A 24,442-nucleotide genomic window follows, 5' to 3' on the forward strand; every position below is an offset into this window, starting at 1 on the left:
GACTAAAGCAAGTAAGAAAAATAAATCTCTTATTAGTTTTAATCTAAAGGACCATTGATATTATGTAAGAGGTGTTCGGAACCGCTCTTGCTGAACGTAGATGAACACCTACCTGTGCTCACTTCTCACAGTCGTTCTCCTTCTGGAGACGTGGATTGAAATTTACTAGCTTTTGTCTAGGAGCATGGGTCTCCGGTGTGCTCGACTACCACATAAAGTCGAGCACACCAATGATGTTTTTGTTAAACAAAAATGCCATCAGCTGCTACATTCTCCAGCTGCAGTCCCAGCCGAGATGAGTACAGGCTCAAATCTCGCAGAATATAGCAGTTCTCTTCTACAACCCCAGTCTCTTCCCCAACAGATAACACCGCACCTGCTGACTGTAGCTTTTCAAGATGCTGCGGCCATACGTTAACTGCATATTTGCCCAACTTACGAAATAGCGCACGATTAATGTCACCTTGCTCCAGCTGATTACATAATCGCGCACCTTCATCTCCCAACTCATCATCAGACAGTGGAATATACACCGGCACTGTCGGCGTATCGATAAGTTTGAACAATCGAGCAATACGCTCAAAAGACATACCCTTGTCGTGCCCATGCAGAGGAACAATTCGATGCACATCAAAAGCATCATTACCGACGATTGTATTGTGAGTATTATCGCCCAGCATCCCCAGCAGTTCACCAAAATATGCACGAACCGCATCGTTTGAGATCAAATCCGAATACCGAGCTGCCGTCTCACGATATGCCACAAGATTCTGCTGCAGAAATGGCGCCTGCCCACCTGTAGTGGAGAACACATACACCATACTCTCCCCTGCAGGGCGCTTACCTTCGCGATTGCATCGACCGGCCGCTTGAATAATGGAGTCCAGTCCCGTCTCTTCACGATAAGCAACCGGGAAATCCACATCTACACCAGCCTCAATCAACGAAGTAGACATCACGCGGCATGGCTCCCCTGCCGCAAGACGATCCCGAATTCTGCTGAGCAGACGCTTACGATCGGCGGCGCACTGCAGCGTTGTAAGGCAGAATGTCCCTTCTTGTGACTCACTCCCCTGGCTAAGACGACTATACAGATACTGTGCTTTCTTACGCGTGTTCACTACGCACAGCACTTGTACATGTCTACCTAGTCGATCTGCGAGCGCGGCCAACTCGATATCACCAATACGTTCAACTGTCACGCGACGGAATTTTTCATAATCCGTATTTGTGAATGGCGATATTTCAGGAATATCAGCGTATCTTCCATCACTAAATGATTGGTCAAATAACCGTTGTAATTCCGGTTGTGTGGCGGTGCAAAGCACTGCAGTAGCGCCATAGTGCTCCACAAGTTCGGCAATCACCTTAACGCATGGCCGCAAGTACGGCACCGGCAACGTCTGCGCTTCATCAAACACGATGACGGAGTTTGCGATGTTATGCAATTTGCGGCACCGGGAAGTCTTATTCGAGTACAGACTCTCAAAAAATTGCACTGCTGTAGTGACTACAATCGGCGCATTCCAGTTCTCTGCTGCAAGCGCACGCTTAAGATCGATTCCGTCCATATCGGACTCATCCTTAAGCTGATATGGCGCTTCCGAATAATGAGGCAACACGGAGCTCTCGCCAAAAAGCTTCTCAAATTGACCGACGGTCTGATCAATAATCGATGTGTAGGGAATTACATAAATAACCCGTTGCATGTTATTCGTGCGAGCATGCTCAAGCGCAAATGTAATTGACGCAATGGTTTTGCCACTACCGGTAGGAGCCGTGAGAGTGTACAGGCCCGGTTTGCATGATTCGCTACGGCCTTGATCAAGACACTGCGCAAGAAGCTCACACCTCTTAACGTCAAGAGGTGTTTTGTGCGAGCTTTCAAGATACCGACGGGCAACACTTTCCACGACATCAGTCAGATGGTTTATCCGACTATGATTCTCAGCTTGATATTTAGCGGATACTGTCAATGCTGCTTCGTGTAGGACATTCCACGCTGGGGCTTGGCACCCCGACAGTGTTTCCGAACCTAGTCGCTCTTTCAGCTGCTCCAACAACTGGTGTTCGGCACGATCTTCACGATTGGAGGTAAAGAATTCCGCATCAAGCCGGTCCCCATCTACCAATGCTGACAGCAGCATACGCGTTAACATCATGTCGGAGTAGCATTGGTCGTCTTCTGTTTGTCTGACTTGGGAGTTCTTCTCTAAAGCAGTCACTCTCTTCGCTTGTAACGCTGATTGCGGAACGCATATTTGTCTTTCCCACGCACCAGCCAGAGTAAGCGGATTATTATCGCCCGCGCTAAAAGCTCTGTTCATACGCGCGCTAAATGTTGAGCCTTCCTGATCCCCTGCGCTTCCAAAATCGGTTAATCCTGCGTGATGACCTGCCACCGCCAAGGCCGACGCAAAGCGACGGTTCTGCACCAACAGCATTGCCCCTGCAGTAGAATGATCTACCTTGCCAGTATGCTCAGGATCTCGAATCCTTTTCTGAAAACCCTGCGAGTACTTGCCGAGATCATGAAACAGGCCAGCCAACAATCCGTCATCCAGGTGACTGAATTGCTGTGCAAAACCACCAGTCAGACACCCGGCCATGCACAAGTGTTCAACACAAGTCTCATATCCATGATCACTCGTGCGAGCGTAAAAAGGGCTAGAGTCTGCATATTGACTCATGGAGTTTGAACGATTATTGCTTCCTTGCATTATTGGACCTTTCTGTCCATACATCTTTTTATCTAGAGTACGCTAACGCAGAGCAGACTATTCTTATAAACAACCTGCCCTTATTGCAATTTGATAGATACATCAATCAAGAAAGGCAGGAACTTGGAACTCTCAAGTATTAGCTGACGCTCACCACCAGTTTAAGGCGGCATCATCGTGACCATCCGACCGGGATTGTGCAAACACACAAAAAGAGCCGTAAGAAGTAAAACAAGGGTGCCGGCTAGCCCAAGTAGCCGGCACCCGAGTACTCATGGACCATGCACAAGGCTTCCAGAGACGATTGACCAGTGAACCGGAACCGTCCTAGCCGCGGCACCGGCGGCGGAAGACCACACAAGCATCTTAGACCGACAACAGATAGGCGAGCGGACGACGTCAGAATAGGCGCGCATTCGTTACTTGATTCCCATACCGTAAGTATGGAAATGACCAAAGTAGTTAAATACACGACAGTTATGAATCGTCAGACACCATCGATGGTTTTTATGCGGCTTGGATACTGATACGACCGCCGAGCGCGTTGATGACCTTGAGGATGGTCTGGAAGCTGGGGTTGCCATCCTTGCTGAGGCTCTTGTAGAGGCTTTCACGTCCCACGCCTGCCTCCTTGGCGATTTGGCTCATGCCTCGTGCTTTGGCGACGTTGCCGAGCGCCATCTGCATGAGTGCGGGGTCGTTGTATTCCGCGATGGCGTTAAGGTAGGCGATGACATCCTGTTCGTCTTCCAGGTATTCGCTGGTGTCATAGTCGGTAAATTCGGCGCTCATTGCTGCTCCTTGTAGTCGTTGAGAATATCATGGGCCCTTTTGATGTCAACTTGCTGCGTGCTTTTGTCGCCTCCTGCGAGCAGGAGCATGAGCACGTTGCCTCGCATGGTGAAGTAGACGCGATATCCGGCCCCGAGATGAAAACGCATCTCGCTTACCGCCCCGCCCGTCGGTTTGATGTCGCCAAGTGGACGACCTGCAAGCCGGCATGCGTCGAGTCGGGCCTGTATCGCCGCCTTCGCTTCATGGTTCTTGAGTTTTCTGAACCATTTGGCGAATTCGTTGGATTGTTTGATTTCCATACCATTACTGTATCCCATAGAATACATCAAAACAAGTAGGGGTGGATTACACAGCTTGAGCGGAATCTCCGGATAGTAGCGCATGCCAGTGGCGGGTAAAGCAATTCTTGCGCAGAAGCGCGGCCCATGTGCGGCTAATGGCGATGCCGTTGATGCCCTAGGTCTCGTTGAGCGCGTCGGTGCGGCAGATCGGTCTTCGAATTGATGACGTGGTAGATCACGTAGTCGAGGGCGCGGACGATGGCTCCGACCTGGTCCTGCCGGATGGACTGGATGATCTGGAAGCGGTTGTCCTCGTCGGCCCATTTGATTTCGGAGGTGGCTCGCGTGGTGGTCCACACCTTGAAATCCTTGCCGCTGACGTAGTTGAGCTCCCGCTCGTAGCTGGACTTGGTTTGACCTTCGGCGGTCATCGGTTTCGCTCATCTTGGATTCCTTGAGCTGTTACAGCTCATCGCCCGCGGCCTTGTTGTCCTTGGCGCGCTTCTTCCATCCACGCCATAAAAACCATCGTATGGTTGCAACTAAACGGATGTCGTCGACACTTAAGCTAGAGCGACGATAGAGGTACTTCTTCCGTGTCAGGTGTCATGTAATGCCAGAAGGCATCGGTTCCCGGCGTAAGCTGATGTATGGAACCGTCTTGTTTATCCACCGCAATCTGGGGAAGCCCTACTTCGGATGGGTGATTCTCGGCTGTCTTGAAATCGAGGCCGAAAATCCATGCGACATCATTCTGCGCTGCGCCGAATACCCCCATGTTCGGGTACACTTGCTCGGCGAGCTTTATGGCTTCATGGATGTCCATGTCACTCCCCCTTACAGCATCTGCGTACGAGCGCGGGCGGTTTCGCATTGTCATAGCTTATTTTGTCCAGCACCAACCGAGTTTTTCTTTTCAAGTTTCCTCTACATCCTTAGCGCAGCAAGCATAAGCCTTAGGTCATCGTATTCCTTGCAAGCCTTAAAATAGGCACGAATATCATCCCCACTTTCGAGTCAGTCGCATGTGCGGTGACGTTCCTGCACATACTTTCTATATCTTTCAGGAGCATCCATATCGATTTGACATCGGACAATCCATGATTCTGTATTACTTGTTGGCGGTGATTCGCGCTTGTTGCTCGTAATAATCGACGAGCGGAAGGAAGAGTTCATCGACTGTGGCGACGATGTCCGCTTCGGACAGAGGGCGCATGTCGCGCAGGATGATTGCGCGACCGAGTTCTCCGGGCATGCGCAGCAGCGATTCCGGCAACTCACAGGTGATGTCGCCGCGCGCCCTTGCGTTTTCGATGGCCATCATGATACTAGGCTGGTCGCTTATCATCGTGCGTTCGTATAGTTCATGCGCGCTCATACCAAACCAATTGGCATAGACGCCGAACTTGGCCAGCACCATCACCGCGTCGGACTGTTTGCGATTGAGCTGCACGAGGATGGAAATCACATCGCCTCTAAGCGTGCCAGTGTTCGGACGCTCGATGGCGGCGCGGTTGCGATGTTGCTTCATGGCGGCTATGAACAGTTCCGCACGATTCACCCAGCGGCGGTACAGCACAGGTTTGCTGGTATGTGCCCTGGCGGCCACGTTGTCGAAGGTGAACTCCTCGGCGCTGCGCGTGGACAATTGTTCCCATGCGGCTTCCAGAATGGCTGCCTCTAGTGCTTTGCCACGACGACGCGTTTGCTTAGGCTCGGGCCCGGTGTTCGCTTCCATGAGTTCATCTCCATATGCAGCATGGTTGTTGCAACCGATGATTATTCACAGCATTTTACAAGATACCATAGCGTTTCTTATTTGCGGATATCTATAATCGTGTTCGGTCTATAAGAAACTTATTGGTATCTTAAAGAGGTTGAGACATGGCTAAATCGAAAGGCGATAATCTGAATCGCTCCTTGGTCTGCCTATGTGCGGCCGAATTGGTGATGATGATTAACACCACCGCATTCAACGTGGCACTTCCGAACATCGCCGAATCGCTTGGGACGAGCATGGCGGAGCAGCAATGGATCGTCTCCAGCTACAATCTTGTGTTCGCGGCCGTAGTGCTGCTTGCCGGATTCCTTGGCGACCGTCTCGGCCATCTGAAGACCATGCTTGCTGGATTGGGATTGTTCGTCATCGCATCCGCAATCGGCCTTATGGCCGGAAACGTGCCGATATTGCTCGTCTCGCGCTCAATCATGGGAGCCGGTGCGGGCATAGTCATTCCGATGGGACAGGCGCTGCTCGGCATCCTGTTTCGTGGCCCTGAACTATCACGCGCCATGACAGCATGGGCGATAGCGGGCACACTAGGAGTACCGTTCGGACCACTTATCGGCGGAACGCTCACCGCGACGCTGGGATGGCGCGGCATTTTTGGATTCGATGGTGTGGTATTCCTTGCTGTAATCGCGATTATCCTCATGAATGTCCCGCGGATAAACGGATCACGCAAATCCCGGTCGCTGCATGTGCCGTGGGCGTCGGTGGCGATGATGTTCGCCGGATTCACCCTGTTCTCCGCCGGTCTGGTTAACGCGCAGCACAGTATTCTAGCCGTGAACGCATGGGTCCCGATGATGGTCGGCGTAGTACTAATCACAGGATTCGTGCTGTACGATAACAATTCCCGCAATCCGCTGATGGAACTTGGGCTCATGAAGGATCCGTCATTCGCGTCCTGCGCACCGGCGTTGATGATGCTGAACTTCTCGATGTATGGCATCATCTTCATCATGCCGGCCTACTTGGAGACAGTGTTGTGCCATGATGCACTGGTGGGAGGACTGTTGCTGATGCCATTGGTCGTCGCATCTATTGTGGGCGCACGGATGAACGACTGGATTGTCTCCCGAATCGGTTCGCGTGGCACGAGTCTGTTGGCTTTGGGATGCCTGGCCACAGGCATGCTGACGATCGGCGGTGCGATGTGGTGGTCCAATGGAATGATGGAGCAATCGACTGTTATGATCGGGCAGCTCATGGCCGGCCTTGGACTGGGCGCCGGCCAGCCGGCAATGCTGACTTGGGCTACGGGCCGGGTACCGATTGAGAAATCCGGCGCTGGTTCCAGCCTATTGACCGTGTTCCGCCAATTTGGATCCATCATCGGCGTGGGAATCTTTGGCAGCATACAGAGTGGTCTATATATGAGGGGATTCCGTGTTCTTGCGCAATCCAACGGACTAGCCTCACAGTCCGCCGGTTCAGTGACTTTGGACTTTCAGCAGGCGGCCGAATTCACGAGTCTGACGAGCGACATGATACGTCAGACGGCTTCCCGCGCCTACGAATCCGCAATAACCGGCAGCTTCGCCGCGGCAGCTGCAATCATCGTTGTCACTCTCGGAATCGTCGCGCTCATATCCCGTAAAACGTCGCGGTGAGGACCGCATTTCTTTTTTTGCACGCAACGCCACCGGACCGAAACTGGACTGGCTCCAATGTCGCCATATAGCGTCGCTTCCTCATATAGTCTCTTAGCCTCGAGCAGCGGTCGGCGTTACTCTTCCATGTGACCGGTGCCTTCTACACTGGGACGTCATGCAAATCATCATCCGGGAGTATCGGCCGTCGGATGCGATGGCTACGATGTGCGCGTTCCGTCGCGCCATCCTCGAAACGGCATCGCGGGATTATACGGCGGAACAAACACGCATGTGGGCCAGTCAAGCCGGTTCGGCTGCCGGGTGGAATGCCTGCCGAAGGGCGGCGCATACGTGGGTCGCCGCACCGATCGATGACACCTGCGACGGCGACTCACCCGACTCCGCAATCGACACGCCAATCGGGTTCATCGATGTGGACGACGACGGATACATCGACATGCTGTTCGTCGACCCGGCGTACGGGCGCATGGATGTCGCCACGTTACTACTTACACGGGTGGAACAGTTCGCCACCGACCATGGCGTCGAACGTCTCACTGTCCATGCCAGTATCACCGCACGCCCGTTCTTCACCCGTCATGGATTCCGCACAGTCGAGACCCGGCATCCGACCATCGAAACCGTTTCGTTCATCAACTATCTGATGGCCCGTGAAATTCCATGGTCTCGGCACTATGAAGCAATCACTTCCTAGATGTTGGGAAGAACTTGAACTCGACGATGTCGCTATACGGCATCAGGCTGTTTCTCCAGCAACAGGCCGTTCATACGGACAAGTCCCACTATCCGACTACGGCGTCGAGCGAGTCCACTGCACGCAGGGCGATGGCCACGTCGGACGGAGTGACCTCGAACGGCATGTTGCCCATCGTGTCGTCCGGCGAGCAGGCCAGTTTGCCCACGCGCAGCAGGTCGGCGTCCGTGGCGTCTGCAATGCCGATGTCGGCCAAGGTGGTTGGTAAGCCGACCGCTCGGAAGAATCCAAACGCCTCCTCGAAATCAGCCATCGGCCGATCCTCCAGTATGAACTGCGTGAGGGTGCCGTACGCCACCTTCTCGCCGTGCAGATACTTATGGGTGCCTTCCAGCGCGGTCAGGCCGTTATGCACGGCATGCGCCGCCGCCAATCCGCTCGACTCGAAACCGATGCCGCTGAGCAGCGTGTTCGCTTCGACCACCTGTTCCAAGGCACGGGTGCGCAGACCCTTATGCGCCGCCGCCAAGGCTTTCACGCCGTCGGCGATGAGCAGATCATGGCACAGGCGTGCCATCGCTTCGGCGGCATTGGTGGCATGGCCGCCGGCCATGGTGACCGCGTTCGATTTGATGCAGGCAAGAGCCTCGAAATAGGTGGCGTAGGCGTCACCGAAGCCGGCCGTCAGGAGTCTGGCAGGTGCCTTGGCGATGACATCCGTGTCCATGATCACCTTTTCCGGGTTCTTGGGCAAGGGCAGATACCGATCGAACTGCCCGTCGTCGGTGTACAGCACCGAAAGCCGCGAACACGGCGCGTCCGAGGACGCGGCCGTCGGCACGATGATGACCGGCAGCTCGGCGAAATGCGCCACGGCTTTGGCCGTATCGAGCGACTTGCCGCCTCCGATACCGAGCACCACATCGCATTTGTCCAACAGTTTCTGATGACGGTGGACCTCGGCCATCGAGCATTCACCGGCGAACGCCTCGTAATGATATGGAGTGTTCGAGGCATCGAAACTCGAAATGATTCGATCGTGGTACATCCGGTCGATGAACGGGTCGACGATCAGATACGCGCCTGCTGAACCGAGTTCCACGTATTCCGAGGCGAGCGAGCCTAATGCGTCCTCCTGTTGGATGTAGCTGCCGGGTGAGCACAGCACTGTTCTCATGGTTACTCCTTACTTCATTGTTGGGTTGAGTGTTGTTGAAACAGCAGTCAAAACCATCACGAGATGTTGCGTGATTCCGTGCGCTTGAGCAGCACCAGCACGCCGACCGAACCCAATGCCAGCACCGCGCCAAAGAGGCCGAGCCAACGCAGTCCCAGATGCGTCATGGCCAGTCCGCTGATGGTGGACCCCAAGGTTATGCCGATGTTGAATGCCATCGCGTTCATCGAAGAGGCCAATGTCATGGACTCAGGGAAACGCTCGGCGGCGATGGCGGTATGCAGTACCTGGGACGGCGAATTCTGCAGGTACATGAGACAGGCCAGTGCGAGCAGATCCACGGCCCCGAGCGCCGGAATCATACTTGCGAACGGCAGCACGGCCAGACAGACAGCCTGCAACAGGTACAGCGAAATCAGACCGATGATCGGCTTCGAGCCGGTGCCACGAGCCGCCAACTTGCCGCTGTACAAATTGGACCACAATGCCGCAAGACCGATTGCGGTCAACGCAAGACTCAGGTACCGCTCGGGGATGCCGATTTCCTCGGTGAGGATGGGGGAAAGATATGTGTAAAAGGAATACGTCGCCGCTGCTCCAAAAACGACCGCAAGCATGCCGTACCAGACCCGCACGTCGGTAAAGAGACGGAATTGTGGTAGGAAACGCGTGGCTCCGGTTGTATATGAGGCGCGTGGCAGGCAGCGCAGCATCGATATGATGACGAGCACGGTCAGCAGATTGATCAGATGGAATGACCATCGCCAGCCGAACTGTTGTGCGATGAATGTACCGATCGGCACGCCGAAGACCGCGGCGATGGAGATGCCGGAGAAGATCCAGGACATGAACCGGGGCCGATCAGATGCGCCGACCAGATCCGGTGCGAATGTCATGGGCACGGCCACGAGTGGTCCGCTCACTGTGGCGATGACGATGCGCCCCACCAGCAGCATCGGATAATTCAGGGCAAAGGCGCACAGGACATTGCCGGCCAAGAAGATGCCCGTCATCGCCATCAAGGCATGGAATCGATTGAACTTGGCGGATACGGCCGCTCCGATTGGAGTCATCGGCGCGTATACGAGCGCGAAGGCAGAAACCAATGAACCGATGGCCGCCAACGAAACGCGCATGTCCGAGGCAATCGGCTGCATGACGCCAACCACGATGAACTCGCTCAGTCCCAGCAAAAACGTCAATGCGATAAGCGTGATGACCGGCACGGTGAAGAACCGGGATCCACTTCGCACCCTCGTGGCATCCACTATGAGCATCCTTTCCTGGACAACACGATTAACTATCGAAATAAGGTGAACATGATGATCGATATGTTCACATCACTCACCTAGAAACTACTGTCATGATAGTGATATGAACTCGATGAGATACGAGACGAACCATCACTATAGTTTCCATTACGATAGAAATCGTGACAACAATGACTGCCGATCGAACGATTGATCAGACCTTTCCGAAAAGGTCCAATCCTCTGACCATTTTCTCCGATCTTTCGGAAACCCCGCACTACAATCTGCCGGGATTGCCGATGTACGCAAGACGTGACTCCATGCATCGTTATGGCTTTCGCATGGCGTGTCATTGGCATCGCGACTTGGAATTCATCCATGTTCTCAACGGCCATCCACGCGTATTCGTCAACGGCGCGCTCATTCCGTTGCATGCAGGCGAAGGCATCTTCATCAACTCGCGTCGCATGCACTATCTGGTATGCGACGACGGCGATGATGCCGGATTCGTCTCGGCGGTAATCGATGCTTCACTGCTAGGCGCGATGTATGCGCCAATGGCAGCCGCCATGCTGAAGCGCATGGATGACACCGCTCCTGATTACGTCGTACTCGACTCAACCCGTGAACGGGACCGCACGTTGCTGTTCGATATCGACGAGCTCGAACGACTGATGTCCCGGTGCGAAAGGCAACAGGAGACAGGCGACGCGCTGACGGTGCTGCCGGCAGTCGCCCAGTCTGCACGCTTGTGCTTTCTGGCATTGGAAAGAATCAACGAAGGAACCATTACCGCCGAACCAAAGACGGTGGACCAAAGAACCCCGGAATACCCAACTCCTTCATCGGCACATGCCGCGGCAAACGATCCAGGGCCTGAGTTCAGATCTTTCCTGCTTATGATGGCCTTCATCCGCGCCAACGCATCACACAAGATCACTCTTGACGACATCGCGCGCGCCGGCATAGTCGGCCGTCGCGTCTGCTGCGAACTGTTTCGCACATATGCCGGGCAGACGCCAATCGACTACCTCACCGATTATCGCCTTGGCAAGGCCCGTGAGTTGTTGTCCGAGGGAACCATGTCCATCAAGGAGATTTCGCAGGCCTGCGGCTTCTCGTCACCCGTTTATTTCAGTTACGTGTTCCGACGGCACATGGACGCCACCCCACGCCAATGGCGAGACCGAGAGCTGGCAACATGAGGACGCGGAGCAGTTGCCGGCAACTGCTCCGCCATTCGCAGCGAACGGCAGCAAAGACAACCTCAACATACAAATACACAAATAAGGGCCTTGGAATCACTGGAATTCCAAGGCCCTCGACACTATGAAGCAATCACTTCTTAGACGTTGGGGAGAACTTGAATGTTCTCGTGTTTTTTCGTTTCCCTGTGTTTTCAAGGGTTTCGACGTCTCTCCTTTTGTGTGTACACACTATTGACACTCTATTTTGTTGTATCGCTTCAATTGTATACAGGAAAACGCCCCGTCCGGCAAGCGGTGCGGCTCATGCGGAGCCGTCCGTGATGCCTGGGCGGGGCGTTCAGTTTTCAGGGCATGTCACGGTCGCCGGTGATGGCGGCGTAGATCTCGAGCAGGAGCAGGACCGAGATCAGAGCGGCGCATTCGAACGCCCATCGGATCCGGCTCATCGGCTGGCTGTGGCCTTGATGGCGCTGGCTCCGATGATCGCGCCGATGAACAGGGTGACGGCATTGATGCTGGTGGACAATTGGTTGGCCAATGCGCCCCAACCCCATACGGGTCCCAGTGCCGCGATGAGCACGGAGAGCGCGGGGAGCACGAGCACGGCCAGCCATTTCAGGATGTCATACATCTTGCTCGGGATGAGCCAGTCGGGCACGTTGTCGCCGTTCAAGTCGGATTTGGTGGCCTTGTGGTCGGCGACGCCGGGAGTGTTCATCGGCTGCAGGTCGCCTTCGGTCTCATCGAGAGTGGTCTCCTGTGCTCCCATGTCAGTTTTCCTCCTTGGAATCGGTGGTGGTTTCGATGTTCTTGGCCTGGTTGGTCAGCGTGATGCTCAGGTTCGCGAGCGCGGCGTTGACCGAGGTCTTGACCGCATTGGTGATGGTTTCAGGGTCGGCTCCCGCGTTTTTGGCGATGGCCTCGAGGGCCTTGGTCTGCGCGGTCTCATAGGCGAGAGTCTTGGCCTGCACCAAATCGGTGATCTGCTGGGCGCGCATCCACCATGGGGCTCCCTTGCTGGCATGCATCAACGGCACTCCAGCGGCTTCCAATACCTTCATCTGGTCGGGATGACTCAGTCCGGTCAAACCGGTTTCCGGGCTCCAGTAGTAGACGAGTCCGGTGTCGTCGTTGCGGATCATGAGAGCGCAGCTCATATCGATATCCTCCTGTTGTGTTGTGTTGTTGGTGGTGGTTGGCGCTGACGCGCCGTTGGTCATGTGGTCGTACCATTGCTGGGCTCGGGCCATGTATGCGGCGTTCTGCGAGCCGGCCAACGAGGCCGGGCACTGGGTGGAGCTGAAACGGCTGTGCGGGAACACGTTGACCATCCACGTGGGCCTTCCCAAGCCATAGTGCTTGCAGATCGCGGCGGTCAGATGCGCACCGTTGTCCAACGTGGCGTCACTGACCATCCATGGGCTGCTGCTGATGTCGGCGTGCTCGATGCTGATGTAGTCGAGGTTCGCGTTCCAATCGCCACACGCCCACGCGGTGTCCGCATCCCACACATGTTGGCTGATTCTGCCGTCGGCGGCGACCTGATAGTGCGCGCTGGCCTGTCGGGTCTGCCACACGTTGTAGATCTGCCGTGCGTCCAGGTTGCCCGCGTTGTGATGCAGCACGACGCCCTTGACCGCATGGCCCGCTCGACCGGGCGTGTAATGAGTGGTGAGAATCAGGTTCTCGTCAGCCTCGAGGGTCTCCCAATTTTTCATAAGGGTTCCTTTCTATCGCTGGTAGGTCCAGTCGGATGCGTTCTCGCGGCGTACGTAGTCGTGTTTCAACGCCTCGTAGCGTGCATGCCCGTATCCGTTGCCGCCCAGATCGATGTATTCCTTGCCGGCCTCCAACTGGCGTTCGTGCTGGGTTCGACTGCCGGTGTGGTTGAACAGTTCCAGCCGGAGCACGTCCAATCGCAGTTCCCTGCGGTCGCGTTCCGACGATTCCAGCCGCTCGTAGTCGCGATCCAACTTGGACTGCAGGTCGCGTATCGTGCTCGAATCCGCCAACGCTGCGTCGAGCTCGTCGCGGGTGATGGTCATGTCCCGCTTGCTGACTCGTTCCAGCACCCATGCGGTGATGGTTCCGGTGGCTCCACTACCTATCACGGCGGTGACTATCACCACCCATACCGGAATCGTCTCAGTCATAGGCTCATGGCCTCCTCCTTCTGATTGACTCCCTTGAAACCCACACGATGTTCCGCGCGGAATGGCCGCGCGGCGTGTGGGTTTTCCAGGAGGCTGAAATGTTGTTGAACGAATATTGGGCGCAGTGCTATTGGCCTACATGCCAACGCTTGCGCGAGTGCACACGAGTCGGCTATGAGAGCGCATGGCACCGGCACATCCAACCCGCGCTCGGTGGTATCGAACTAGGCGAGTTAACGGCTCCACGCATCCAAGCGTGGCTTGATTCGATACCCACAGCCGGCGCTGCGCGCAAGGCATGGGCGGTGCTCCGTCAGATGCTGCGCTCGGCGGTCCGGCTCGCCCTGTTGGACGTTGATATCACCGGCAGGGTCACGCCACCGAGGCCCTCCGGTTATGAGCCACAGGTACTCGACATCAAACAAGTGCGTCAACTATTGCAGGGCTTCCACGGGCATGAGCTCGAGGCTTGGCTAATCTGCAGCGTCTGCCTTGGCCTACGCACCGAAGAGGCGTTGGGCCTCGAATGGGGTGATTTGAACCTCAACACCGGCAAGGTACGGATCCAACGCGGCGTGCAGTGGGTGGGCGGCCATGAGGTCATCGTGGAACCAAAGACCGAATTGAGTCGTCGTACCGTCGTATTGCCGCGCTTCGCGGTACTGCGATTGCGTGACATCAGGCCACGCGAGGGCGGCCGTCTCGTCGGCTCGTTGAATCCGGGGCAAGTGGCCAGACGATACCGGTCATGGTGTGCCGCACACGATCTACCCTATGTGCCGCGCCGTAATCTGCGCCACAGTTGGGCCAGCACCGCGTTGGGCGCTGGAGTCGACGTGGCCGTGGTCAGCCGGGCATTGGGCCACTCCAGTATCGCGACCACGGCCCGATACTATCTGCGCCCTGACAGCGAGGTCCTGCGCGAAGCCCAACGATTATGGGAGCGTGCGCTCATACGCTAACGGGTTTCACTAACCCCGGCCGCGCCGCAGACGTTCCGATGGACCGACCTGGCCGCATCGGGTAACCCCCAGCTGGTGATCGTGGCCTGCGCCGTAGGGAAGTTCGTGTACTGCTGGTGCACGTGCACCGGCAATCTGACCAGCCTCAGCCCCGGACGTGACGACAAGATCGGGCCTCTGCCCGAGGAACTGCGGCCCGCCGATACCTTCCCGGACATCGACGAGTGGTATCTGGTGTCCGCGCCGACGGAGTCGGTGAGCGTGAGCCGAGACGGCTACATCCACTTCCGTACGTCCAGCCAATCCAGTTCCAGCACCAGCCGGTACCCGCGCGGCCACGCCGTGTGGCTCCGATAGGGGTTTCACTATCCCAGCCGTTGTTCCAGACCGGCACGGTGAACCTCGTCAAGGGCGGTGTCGGCGGCGGCAAGACCTGGTGGACGAACATCACGTTCCCCAAGCCGTACAAGATGGCGCCGATGGTATGGACCAACAGCACGGACGTGGCGTTGCTCTCTGAGGCGCAGGACATCACCGCGATCGGCTTCCGGTTCGGCGTACGCAACGTCGACTCGAACGCCACGCAGAAGGACATGTTCCCCAGGTGGTTCGCCTACGGCGAGCTCGTCTAACCGAACGTGACGCCGTCGGGGATGGGCAGTGTGCGCGGCGTGTGCAGGCAGCGGTCGCCATTCGACAGGCCGCCGACGACCGTGACGGTGCCGTTTGTGTTCCACGTGCCCTGCTTGCCGTAGCTGCGCCCTGGATCGCCCACAGGCACGACAGGGCGACTGCCTTGGACGGCTTCACGCCCGAAGCGTACTGGAACACCGGATATCCGCCGCTCAGGTTGACCGTGCTCTTGAAGCCCGAGAGGTCCACGTGGAGCAGCCGGTTGCGTTCATCCACGACGATTTCCATGCCGCCGCCGTACGAGTCCGGGTTGAACGAGACCTGGTTCTGCCATGTGAACCGCGCGACCCTGAGCGACTGGGTTAGTGAATCCCGTAGACGGCGGTCAGGGTGAGAATCTTGGTTGTGGATACGAGTTTGCTGATGCTGTCGGAATCACGTGCTCGAGGTGTGTTGATTGTGATGATTTTGTCCTCGACGGCGAACCGCACATCCTTGAACCAGGTCTTGCCGGTCGTGATGCTGGTTGCATGCCAGCTGAGCGTGGTTGTCGCCTTGCCGCCGTTGACGACTGGGACGACGAACGTCCGGTACAGGCCGTCATCGTCCTTGCTTTCAAGCAGTAGATGCCGATACCCATTGGCGGACGCGCCGAGTGTGGCCGTCCCCTCCTGCAACGCGCCCGACCATAACGTGGCCGGGGATAGTGAATCCCACACGTCAGCCATAGGCTTCAACACGTTGAACAATGGTACGAGAGTGCCGACGATGATGCCGTCCAACGGGATGCGGTAAAGAGGCATGTCATGCGTGGCGACGCCGTTAAGAATGCTATCGGTGTTGTGTGCCGGGTCTGCTGCGGTGCCTGTGGTGCTCGTGCCTTTGATGACGACGAGACGGCAGCCCTCGATGTTGGTGGCGGTGTCGCGCGTGTAGCGGAGCACGACCAGGTCGTTGCGTTTCTGTCCGGCGGTGCCAGCGGTGATCTCCACGGTGCTCGTGCCTGCGAGATGCACGTGGCGGCCGTTCAATACGGCGTCACCGGATTTCAGGGAGAACACGGTGCTGCTGGTCATGCTGCCGGCAAGCTGGTCGCCGGTTGCGAGCGCGTAGTCTCCCGGCCCGACGAGTCCGGCGTTGTATGCGCCGACCTCGTCGCTGCTGATGTGTGGGGTTCCGGCGTAGCCGGTGATGAGTTCCACTGTCATTGTTCAAAGCCTTTCGCTCAGGCGGTTCTCAGCCATGTGTAGGGGCCGAGGGATGGCATGGTCTGCCATGTTCCCCCGTAGATGGTTCCGGGGTTGGCGGATTCGGTGGTGAGGTAGATGCTGCCCACCGGGTGGGCCTGGAGGAACACGTCCTTCAGGCTTGGGGTGGGGCCTGCGGGGCCTTGCGGGCCTCGCAGGTTGGTTTTCTTGACGTATGCCATCACGGTTACTCGTAGATGTAGAGATCGCCGTTCGATTGGATGTACACGTCGCCGGCCTTGCCGGTGGCTCCCGCTGCAGGAGCGGTTTCGCCGTAGGTGATGGTGTTGCCGTCGGCACCCTTGGCACCGTCGGCACCCTTCTCACCTTGAGGACCTGCCGGGCCGGTGGCTCCTGCCGGGCCTGCAGGGCCCTGAGGGCCGGTCTCACCCTTGGCTCCGGTTGCACCGGTATCACCCTTGGGACCCTGCGGACCGGTCTCACCGGTTTCACCCTTCGCTCCTGCCGGGCCCTGCGGACCCGTGGCACCTGTTTCACCCTTCGCACCGGCTGGGCCCTGAGGGCCCGTCATGCCGGTCGCGCCGGAGAGGTCGGTGATGTACGTGTATTCCTTGGCTCCCTTGACGTAGAGCTTCGCGTTGTCCGCGTCGTTGACGTTGCCGGTGTCGATCATGACGAACTGGCCGTTGAGCACGCCGTCTGTGGCGTAGCCCGCGTTCATCGCGGAAACGCTGGAATAGGTCTTCGCAATGGCGAACGCGTCGCCTTTCGCACCCTGGGGGCCTGCTCGCCTTCGGGCCTTGAGGACCGGTCTCACCCTTCGGGCCTTGAGGGCCCTGAGGGCCGGTGAGGTTGAGTTTCTTCACGTATGCCATGATGTGCTCCTTACTGCTGGTTGGTTATGGCATTGATTGATTCGAATGGTTTGGATCGAGTGCAGGTTACTGGTCCTGCACCTGGTAGAAATCACCGTTGGACTGGTTGATGTACACATCTCCGGCGAGCGCGTCGGCTGGTGGTTCACCGGGTTCGCCGTCGCCGACGGTGATGCGGTTGCCGCGCTGGCCGGTATCGCCTTTGGCTCCGGGTGCGCCGTCGGCTCCCTTCTCACCCTGGGGGCCGGTTTCGCCTTGCGGGCCCTGTTCGCCTTGCGGGCCTGCGGGGCCTTGGATGCCCTGCGCGCCTGAGAGGTCGGTGACGAACGCGTACTGGGTGTCGTTCTTGACGAACATCTTCGCGTTGTCCGCGTCGTTCACGTCGCTGGTGCTGATGACCACGAACGAGCCGATCGGGATGTCGGGGTTCTTGTAGTCGGCGTTCATCTCGGCCACGGAAGCGTAGGTCTTGGCCACGCTGAACGCGTCGCCCTTCTCGCCTTGAGGGCCTGCGGGGCCTTGCGGGCCGGTTTCGCCCTTGTCGCCTTTGGCTCCCTTGAGGCTCAGCGAGCCGCCTGCGTCCGCGGTCAACGCGGCGGACGGGGTGACGGTGGTGCCTTCCACGGCAGTGACGGTGTAGAAGTCGCCGTTGGCGTCAACGATGAGGTCGCCGACCGCCACCGTGCTTGGGGTGAGCTTCGAACTGTCGAACGCGGTGTTGGAGCCGATGTTGACGGATGCGACGTGGAACGTGCCGGCATTGGTGCCGCCGGAGCCGGCCGGGATGATCTCGCCGGCCTTCAACGCGTCGATCAATGATTTCTTGTTGTATTCGACGTCCACGGCGTCCACGAGGTAGAACGTGCCGTCGTTCTTCTGCTTGATCTTGTCGATGAGCTGGATAGGCATGATGAATGCTCCTTTCCGTTAGTTGGCTTCGACGGTGGTCTGGCCGAGGCTGGCGTTGGTGGACTGGTACACGTCGTAGCTGACGGTCGCTCCGGACGCGTTGGTGTGGTCGAACGTCTTGACGAGGTTGAAACCGCCCTCGAAGCCGCCGACCTTGAACGTCGGGGTGCCGAACGAGTGCGGGATCGCATACCAGATGTACTGGCCCGCGGCGGCGTTCACCGTGAACGTCTTCGACTTGGTGTCGCCAAGCTCGGAGCCTGCGAGCGCGAGCAGGAACGCGCTGTCCACGCCGTCTGCGGGGTTCTCGCCCACGCCCCAGTAGCGTTTGTAGTGGAAGAGCACGCTGGTGGATTTCTGGGCTTTGGAGCCGCGTGCGTCGGTGGCTGCGAGCGTGTAGGTCTTGTTGGCTTTGATGCCCTGGCCGGTGAGCGGCTGGCTGGCGGGGAATTGGCCGTCCGTGCCCTTGGTGATCTCCTGGCCGTCGAGGGTGAGCGTCGTCGGGGTCTTGTTGAGCTTCCATGCGAGGTTCACGGTGTCCACGGTTTCGCCGATCTCGTGGTCGGAGCCGCCGGTGAACGAGCTGATGCTCATCGCCGTGTAGAGGCTGAGCGTGCCGTCGGCGGTGACGTCGAAATCGTTTGACGGTTTGACTATGCCGGCCTTCTCGCTGGTGGCCACGTCGGCTCCCGCTCCCGCGGGGCCTCGCAGGCTGCCCATTTTCTTCCATGCGTTCGCCATGGTTATTCTCCTTGCTGGTTGGTTTCCTCGGAGCCGTCCGGTTCCGACGTGTATTTCCATAGGTCGCCGTTGTCGGCGTTCAGATATCCGTCGCCCTCGCGGGCCGTGAGCTCGCTGGTCGGGTCGCCGTGGCCGAGGCTGATGCCCTGCCCGTGCAGTGATTCGATCCATTCGGCCTCGGTGCCCTCGTAGCCGAGTTTGACGGCGGTCTCATACGCGCTTTCGCCTTTCTGGCCCTCCGTGACGATCGCGTCGTCGATGATGGTGACCAGGTCGTCGCAGCTGCAGCCGTTCAACGTGCGGATCATTGGTTTCCTCCTGTGGTCATGCTGACGGTGGTTTCGATGAGCGCGGATCCCGCGGCCAGTCGGATGGTCTCCCCGTCCGGGGCCTCGAGCAGCAGATCCCATGCGGCGCTGCCTTCCGGCAGGCTGCGTGTGGTCTCGTCGGGTATGGTGACGGTGATGTAGCCGTGCTCGTCCAACCGCACGTATTCGGTGAGGTCGATGACCAGGAGCCGGTCTCGGCGTATCTGCATGACCGGTTTGAAGCCGGTCAGGTCCATCGGTCTGGCGACCGTGGCACCGTGCTGGTCGGTGACGCGGCGCAGCCATCGCAGCCGGTACGTGTTGGTGATGCCGGCCACGAGGATGAGGTTCGCCTCGAGCAGGCATGTTCGACCCATTGTGTTGTTCATCAGCTGATCCTTTCCCACATGTGAGCCGGGGTTGTTTCGATTCGCCGCCATTCGCCGCCGTAGTCCGCTGCCGGGTTCTCGCCGGTGGTGTTGATGAGCACGTATCCGACCGGCGGCGTGGCGGAGCGTGCGGAGAGCATGGCGGATTGCGCCGTGCCCGTGGCGGTGGCGTTCGTGGTTTCGGCGGCGCCGGCGAGGCTCGTGGCGTCGGTGCCGCACTCGTAGTCCACGGAGAGCGCACCTCCCGCGACCTTCGCGATCTTCTTCGTGACGGGCACCGTCAATGTGATGCCGAGCCGGTTGTCGCGGCCGGTGACGGTGTCGCCCACGTCCATGCTCAACGTGTTGTCCGTTACGGTGACCTCCACCTCGCCCTGTGATTGGAGCTCTATGAGCTTCTTGCGGGTCTCGGTGTTGAGCTCGTCGGGTTTCGCGTTGGAATAGTCGTAGATGGCCTGACGTTCCGCCAGTCCGGTGAGCGTCTGGGTCTGGCTGACGTTGCCGCCCGAATCCGCGTACCAGTGGACTACGGCGCGGTTCCTGAGCTCTCCTGTTCCCAGTCCGATGAGATGGTTCACCGGCTGGCCGTCAAGCGATGCCTTGAATTCGATGACGTCGGAGTCGATGCTGTCGCCGTAATGCTCGATGGGCAGCGCGTACGCGTTCACGCGGCCGTCGGCCCATACGAGCCGGAGTTTCGCCTGTGCGGTGGCGAGCATCTTCCTGATGCCCGTGTACGCATCCGTATACCGGTCGAACGAGTAGCTTCCGATGGTGACCGCGTGCCGCGCGCCGGCCGCGAACAGCGAATCCAATCCGACTCGTTTGAACAACGTGTTGAGCACGTCGCCGGCGGAGCCGGAGACCGTCAGATAGTCGGCTCCCGCATCAGGTTGGAGGATGCGGCGTGCGAGCATGCCATGCCAGGTGGGGCCCTCCACGCTGCCGTCCGTGTTGCGGACGGTGACCATGCCCCCGTATTCGGTGCCGTCGATCATGACGAGCGAGCCCACTTCGGGCTGCGGCATGCACGTGAGCTTGAACGAATTCTCATCGGACCCGTAGGCGAGGTCGAGCGTGTAATCATCCAACGCGCGCAGCGGCGTGTGGCTCGCGTCGGTGACTATGAGGCTGACCATGGCGGTTCGCTCCTCTCCTCGACGGGTGTCAGCTCGAACGTGAAGCCTCCAGGCCAGCTCACCTCGGTACGGCCCGCGGGCAGCGGCTGGAAGATGTACGAGCCGGAATCCATGCCACTGCCGCGTTCCGCGTTCGCGAACCAGTTGATCCGGTCGCCGGCCGCCGTCACGAAGATGACGGATCTCTCGCCTTCGACGGCGTTCACCTCGACGCTGGCACCACCGGGGATGTCACCGGTTATCCGGTACCGATTGGAACCGATGGTGACGGTGGGATCCGAACATGGCCCGAGTATGGTCATGCGGAACGCCAACGGGTCCAACCCATCCACCGCCACCACGGGTGGTGCCGACGGGGGCCCGTAGTCGTAATCCATGTCATGCGGATAATCCAGGAACGCGTACGCATCCGGATCGCTGGGCGCGTAGACGATGGTCGGCAGGCTGCGACGCCACCGGCCGAGCTGCGTGACCGTCAATTCGATTTCAACAAGTCGCGGCGTGATGGATTGCGGTTCGCTCCTGACGATGAGCGCCCTGCACTCCCATTCATCGTCCACACGCAGCAGACCTGACACGGTGGGGTCCGTGGCGTGCGCGAGCACGTCATGGTCCGCGAGCATGCGCAGCCGGTCCAGTTCGGTTTCGCCGGCCACGGCCTTCACGGTGAGCGTAAGCTCGCGAGCCTGCCACGCCACCCCCGACAGGGTGCGCGCGCCGAGCGAATACGCCCACGCGCGTCCCCGCAATGACGGCATCGTCTCCCCGTAGATGGGGCCCTCGAACGAGAGGCTCTCACCCGTGGAGCAGATGTACTCACACCGTTGCATACGCGTACCTCCGTGTCAGTCTGCCGAACTCACGGCCGTCGATGCTGATGCCCATATGCTCGAGGATGATCGGCAGATCCTCGTGGAGAGCCTTCAGTTCGGCCAGCAGCTCGTCCGACGAGGCCTGACGGTTCTGATCTTCCGCACGATTGACCATCTGATAGGCGTTGGCCGGCAGGTTCATGGCGGGCATGCCGAACGTGTAGCCGTCCAATGTAAGCCCACTGGCGAGCGCTCCGAGGCTCCGGTTCACCGTGTTTTCGCTGCGTGTGATGCCTTCGGCCATGCCGCGGCCGATCATGACGCCTACTTCGTCGCGGAACACGCGTGACGGTGATTGGATGCCGAGCTTGTCCTTGACCCAGTTGAGCGCGTCGGTCGCCGCTTTGACGGCCGCGTCCACGAGTTTGCCGGCAGCCGAGGCGAGACCGCTGGCGATGCCGGTGATGATGTTCATGCCGACATCACCCCAGTTGACCGAGCTGAACGCGTTCCAGATCGCTTTGACGATGGCCGGTATCTTGCCGAGCAGCTGGGGTATCGCGCTGGCGAGGCCGTTGGCGAGGGTGACGAGAATCTGCATGCCGGTCTGGAGTATCTGCGGCAGGTTCGCGGCTATCGAGCTGGCGAGGTTGCCGATGATGGTCGGTGCCTGGTTGATGAGCTGCGGCAATGCGTTCACGAGGCCCTGCACGAGGCCGAGCAGCAGCTGCATGCCGCTGTTGAGCAGCTGGCCGGCGTTTGACGCGAGACCGTTGACGAGCGCCATGACCATGTTGAGCGCTGCCGGCAGCAGGGTCGGCAGTTGCGCGGCGAGACCGTTGACGAGCGTGGTGATGATGAGCATGGCGGTGTTCATCAGCTGGGGCGCGTTCGTGCTGATCGCGTTCATCAATGCGGTGAGTATTGCGGCCCCCTGTGCGAGCATGGCAGGCAGGTTCGCGGTGATCTGCATGTTCAGGGTCTGCAGCCATCCCGGTATCTGCGCCGAGATGTTGCCGATCATGGCGAACAGTTGGCCCTGCATGCTCTGGTCGAGCATTCCCAGTCCGGCGACCAGTGCGGCGATGATGCCCGCGATGCCCATGTATTTCATGAAATTGCCCGGCGAGAAGAAGCTGCCGAACAATGAGCCTATCTTGCCGAGACCCGCTTGGACCTTCGGGCCGACGATGTCTCCGATCCCGCCGAACACGTCGCCGACTCCGTCGAGCATGCCGCCGATGCCCGAGATGACCGGGGTCAGCGCGGTTTTCGTCTTGCCGGCGAGGGATCCCAGCCCGGATACGAGCTTGCTGTCCGACACCTTGGAGAACACGTTTCCGAAACCGTCGCCGACCTTGACGCCCAGCACCCTGATGTTCGAGTCGAACGCGCTGGTGATCTTGCCGAAGCCGACGCCGACCTTGTCGGCCATGCCCGCGACCGATTGGACGAGGTCTGAATTGCCGATCTTCGAGCCGAGCGATCGCAGCGGGCCGGTTATCTTGTCGCCGCCCTGCAGGATTCGGTTGACCGTTTCGGCGAACGGGTCGCCGTCGATGGCGAGCGCGTCGCGCAGATCCTTGTTGAAATAGGCCTTGAACTGCTGCAGGCCGGTGAGACCCGACTGCAGCTGGCCCGGCATCTGCTTCACCTTGGACGCGAGCTTGCCGATCCCACCGTCACCCAGTTTGCCGAGCGTATCGAATATTCCGGTGATCGTGTCGACGTTGCCGCCGACTCCGGCGAACAGGGCGAACGCTCCCACGAGCGAGCCGATGCTTCCCGTGATGTCCTGGATGGAGATGCTGCCATCCTGCAGTCCCTCGGAGAATCGTTCGATGAGCTGCACGGCCCTGTCCACGTAGGGGCTGAGCTTGCCGTTCAGCTGTTCCACGAACGGGGTGAGCTGGCTGGAGAGCGCATCGACCGCGGGTATGGCCGCGTTGAACATTTTGCGCAGGGATTCGAGCGCGATCTTGCCGGGGCCTTCGCCCAATCGGCTGAGAGCGGCCTTCACGTTCGCCAATGCGCCGCTGAACGTGTCGCCGGCGGCCAATGCGGCTCCGCCGAGACCTTCCTGCATGGCGTCGGCGAACGTCTGGAAGTCGATCTTGCCTTTCGTCACCAGGTCGGAAACGTCCTCGGCTGTGGTGTTCAGATGCTTGGCGAGCATCTGCAGCACGGGCACGCCGCTGCTCATGAGCTGCAGCATGTCATCGCCCTGCAGCTTGCCGCGCGCGGCGACGGAGCCGAAGATGGTGCCGATGTCCGTGAGCTCACGGCCGCTGATCTGCGCCGTGTCGGCCACGGTCTTCAACACCTTGGTGAGCTGTTCGCCGGATTCGACGCCGGCGGCCGACAGGGATGCGGCGACGGTGGCCGCGTCTCCCAATCCGAACGCGGTGCCCTTCACGGAGGCGAGCGCGTTGTTCATGATCTTGGCGACGCTGGCGGAATCATGGCCGAGGCCCTTCAATTTGGCCTGCGCGTTCTCGATGTTCAGCGCGCGTTCGAAACCGCCCTTGGCGGCGAGTCCGGCGATGCCTCCGGTGATGGTGCCGATGGCTCCCAATCCGAGTTTGCCGATCGTGCCGAACGCCTTGCCGAGCGTGCCCGTGAGGTTGGTTCCGCTTTTCCTGGCGGCGTTGTCCACGCTGCCGGTGATGTCGCCTTCGAGGGTTTTGCCGAAGTCCTTGCCGGAGGGGACGACCTGCACGTATACGGTGCCGATGTCCTGTGCCATCGGGGTTGCCTCCTTCATGGAGTTGCTGGGTTTCCCCCGATGG

At 58.8% G+C, this 24,442-nt stretch carries 26 protein-coding genes; 5 read left to right on the forward strand and 21 right to left on the reverse strand.

Translation table 11 applies throughout. From position 1 onward, the window contains the following. Positions 1 to 242: 242 nt before the first annotated feature. The 6 genes from cas3 to BISA_RS07150 form a co-directional block, all read right to left on the reverse strand. Entirely contained in the window at positions 243 to 2,720 is a 2,478-nt protein-coding gene (gene cas3, locus BISA_RS11995; RefSeq protein ID WP_202806957.1) for a CRISPR-associated helicase Cas3', read from the reverse strand. Between the two features lie 507 nt (positions 2,721 to 3,227). Then, positions 3,228 to 3,512 (reverse strand): addiction module antidote protein, encoded by a 285-nt coding sequence (locus BISA_RS07130; protein ID WP_033891043.1) that lies wholly within the window; start codon positions 3,510 to 3,512, stop codon positions 3,228 to 3,230. Further along, complete coding sequence (locus BISA_RS07135) at positions 3,509 to 3,814, reverse strand: type II toxin-antitoxin system RelE/ParE family toxin (protein WP_033891213.1); 306 nt, start codon at positions 3,812 to 3,814, stop codon at positions 3,509 to 3,511. Before BISA_RS07135 ends, BISA_RS07130 begins: the two co-directional genes overlap by 4 nt. A 134-nt stretch (positions 3,815 to 3,948) precedes the next feature. Continuing rightward, positions 3,949 to 4,227, reverse strand: a complete 279-nt coding sequence (locus BISA_RS12000; protein ID WP_051917395.1) for a hypothetical protein — start codon at positions 4,225 to 4,227, stop codon at positions 3,949 to 3,951. Between the two features lie 137 nt (positions 4,228 to 4,364). Then, complete coding sequence (locus tag BISA_RS07145) at positions 4,365 to 4,622, reverse strand: hypothetical protein (protein WP_033891045.1); 258 nt, start codon at positions 4,620 to 4,622, stop codon at positions 4,365 to 4,367. Positions 4,623 to 4,907: 285 nt separating this feature from the next. Continuing rightward, on the reverse strand, positions 4,908 to 5,534 hold the full coding sequence (locus BISA_RS07150) for a helix-turn-helix domain-containing protein (RefSeq protein WP_051917396.1): 627 nt from the start codon (positions 5,532 to 5,534) through the stop codon (positions 4,908 to 4,910). Positions 5,535 to 5,680: 146 nt separating this feature from the next. On the opposite strand from BISA_RS07150, the gene BISA_RS07155 reads away from it, so the two are divergent. Both BISA_RS07155 and BISA_RS12270 read left to right on the forward strand, forming a co-directional pair. Then, positions 5,681 to 7,192, forward strand: a complete 1,512-nt coding sequence (locus tag BISA_RS07155) for an MFS transporter (protein WP_033891046.1) — start codon at positions 5,681 to 5,683, stop codon at positions 7,190 to 7,192. 157 nt (positions 7,193 to 7,349) lie between these two features. After that, entirely contained in the window at positions 7,350 to 7,889 is a 540-nt protein-coding gene (locus tag BISA_RS12270) for a GNAT family N-acetyltransferase (protein ID WP_081890055.1), read from the forward strand. An 88-nt stretch (positions 7,890 to 7,977) separates the two neighbouring features. On the opposite strand, the gene BISA_RS07165 is transcribed toward BISA_RS12270, so the two are convergent. After that, on the reverse strand, positions 7,978 to 9,066 hold the full coding sequence (locus BISA_RS07165) for a glycerol dehydrogenase (RefSeq protein ID WP_033891047.1): 1,089 nt from the start codon (positions 9,064 to 9,066) through the stop codon (positions 7,978 to 7,980). 56 nt (positions 9,067 to 9,122) lie between these two features. Next, a complete protein-coding gene (locus BISA_RS07170) occupies positions 9,123 to 10,334 on the reverse strand; it encodes an MFS transporter (RefSeq protein ID WP_033891217.1) in 1,212 nt (403 codons plus the stop codon). A gap of 173 nt (positions 10,335 to 10,507) precedes the next feature. On the opposite strand from BISA_RS07170, the gene BISA_RS07175 reads away from it, so the two are divergent. Beyond that, positions 10,508 to 11,521 carry an AraC family transcriptional regulator gene (locus BISA_RS07175; protein WP_033891048.1) on the forward strand — a complete coding sequence of 338 codons (1,014 nt, stop codon included), beginning with the start codon at positions 10,508 to 10,510 and terminating at the stop codon, positions 11,519 to 11,521. Between the two features lie 445 nt (positions 11,522 to 11,966). Here BISA_RS07175 and BISA_RS07180 read toward each other — a convergent pair whose 3' ends face one another. The 3 genes from BISA_RS07180 to BISA_RS07190 are packed head-to-tail and all read right to left on the reverse strand — an operon-like array spanning position 11,967 to position 13,677. Further along, positions 11,967 to 12,293, reverse strand: coding sequence for a phage holin (locus BISA_RS07180; protein ID WP_237746113.1), 327 nt, complete (start codon positions 12,291 to 12,293; stop codon positions 11,967 to 11,969). A gap of 1 nt (position 12,294) precedes the next feature. Continuing rightward, a complete protein-coding gene (locus BISA_RS12565; RefSeq protein WP_081890056.1) occupies positions 12,295 to 13,242 on the reverse strand; it encodes a peptidoglycan recognition protein family protein in 948 nt (315 codons plus the stop codon). Positions 13,243 to 13,254: 12 nt separating this feature from the next. Further along, a complete protein-coding gene (locus tag BISA_RS07190; protein WP_033891049.1) occupies positions 13,255 to 13,677 on the reverse strand; it encodes a hypothetical protein in 423 nt (140 codons plus the stop codon). Positions 13,678 to 13,775: 98 nt separating this feature from the next. Between BISA_RS07190 and BISA_RS07195 the strand changes: the two genes are divergently transcribed. Next, positions 13,776 to 14,639, forward strand: coding sequence for a tyrosine-type recombinase/integrase (locus BISA_RS07195; protein ID WP_081890057.1), 864 nt, complete (start codon positions 13,776 to 13,778; stop codon positions 14,637 to 14,639). A 344-nt stretch (positions 14,640 to 14,983) separates the two neighbouring features. Beyond that, positions 14,984 to 15,271 (forward strand): hypothetical protein, encoded by a 288-nt coding sequence (locus BISA_RS07205; RefSeq protein WP_156099589.1) that lies wholly within the window; start codon positions 14,984 to 14,986, stop codon positions 15,269 to 15,271. A 363-nt stretch (positions 15,272 to 15,634) separates the two neighbouring features. Here the strand turns inward: BISA_RS07205 and BISA_RS07210 are convergent, their stop codons facing one another. From BISA_RS07210 to BISA_RS07255, 10 genes are all read right to left on the reverse strand, one after another. After that, positions 15,635 to 16,480: a hypothetical protein gene (locus BISA_RS07210; protein WP_033891053.1), complete on the reverse strand. Its 846-nt coding sequence runs from the start codon at positions 16,478 to 16,480 to the stop codon at positions 15,635 to 15,637. Between the two features lie 17 nt (positions 16,481 to 16,497). Beyond that, a complete protein-coding gene (locus tag BISA_RS07215) occupies positions 16,498 to 16,701 on the reverse strand; it encodes a phage baseplate protein (RefSeq protein ID WP_033891054.1) in 204 nt (67 codons plus the stop codon). Between the two features lie 5 nt (positions 16,702 to 16,706). Further along, complete coding sequence (locus tag BISA_RS13490; protein ID WP_051917399.1) at positions 16,707 to 17,297, reverse strand: collagen-like domain-containing protein; 591 nt, start codon at positions 17,295 to 17,297, stop codon at positions 16,707 to 16,709. A 124-nt stretch (positions 17,298 to 17,421) separates the two neighbouring features. Next, positions 17,422 to 18,264 (reverse strand): collagen-like domain-containing protein, encoded by an 843-nt coding sequence (locus BISA_RS12855; RefSeq protein WP_051917400.1) that lies wholly within the window; start codon positions 18,262 to 18,264, stop codon positions 17,422 to 17,424. An 18-nt stretch (positions 18,265 to 18,282) separates the two neighbouring features. Further along, positions 18,283 to 19,005, reverse strand: coding sequence for a hypothetical protein (locus tag BISA_RS07230; RefSeq protein WP_033891055.1), 723 nt, complete (start codon positions 19,003 to 19,005; stop codon positions 18,283 to 18,285). Positions 19,006 to 19,007: 2 nt separating this feature from the next. After that, a complete protein-coding gene (locus BISA_RS07235; RefSeq protein WP_033891056.1) occupies positions 19,008 to 19,313 on the reverse strand; it encodes a hypothetical protein in 306 nt (101 codons plus the stop codon). Further along, positions 19,310 to 19,702: a hypothetical protein gene (locus BISA_RS07240; RefSeq protein WP_033891058.1), complete on the reverse strand. Its 393-nt coding sequence runs from the start codon at positions 19,700 to 19,702 to the stop codon at positions 19,310 to 19,312. Before BISA_RS07240 ends, BISA_RS07235 begins: the two co-directional genes overlap by 4 nt. Beyond that, entirely contained in the window at positions 19,702 to 20,841 is a 1,140-nt protein-coding gene (locus tag BISA_RS07245) for a hypothetical protein (RefSeq protein WP_033891059.1), read from the reverse strand. The genes BISA_RS07240 and BISA_RS07245 overlap by 1 nt, the downstream gene beginning before the upstream one ends. Then, a complete protein-coding gene (locus tag BISA_RS07250) occupies positions 20,826 to 21,671 on the reverse strand; it encodes a hypothetical protein (RefSeq protein ID WP_033891060.1) in 846 nt (281 codons plus the stop codon). The genes BISA_RS07245 and BISA_RS07250 overlap by 16 nt, the downstream gene beginning before the upstream one ends. After that, entirely contained in the window at positions 21,658 to 24,399 is a 2,742-nt protein-coding gene (locus BISA_RS07255) for a tape measure protein (protein WP_033891061.1), read from the reverse strand. The genes BISA_RS07250 and BISA_RS07255 overlap by 14 nt, the downstream gene beginning before the upstream one ends. Between the last annotated feature and the right edge of the window lie 43 nt (positions 24,400 to 24,442).

Source organism: Bifidobacterium saguini DSM 23967, from assembly GCF_000741715.1.
GTDB lineage: Bacteria > Actinomycetota > Actinomycetes > Actinomycetales > Bifidobacteriaceae > Bifidobacterium > Bifidobacterium saguini.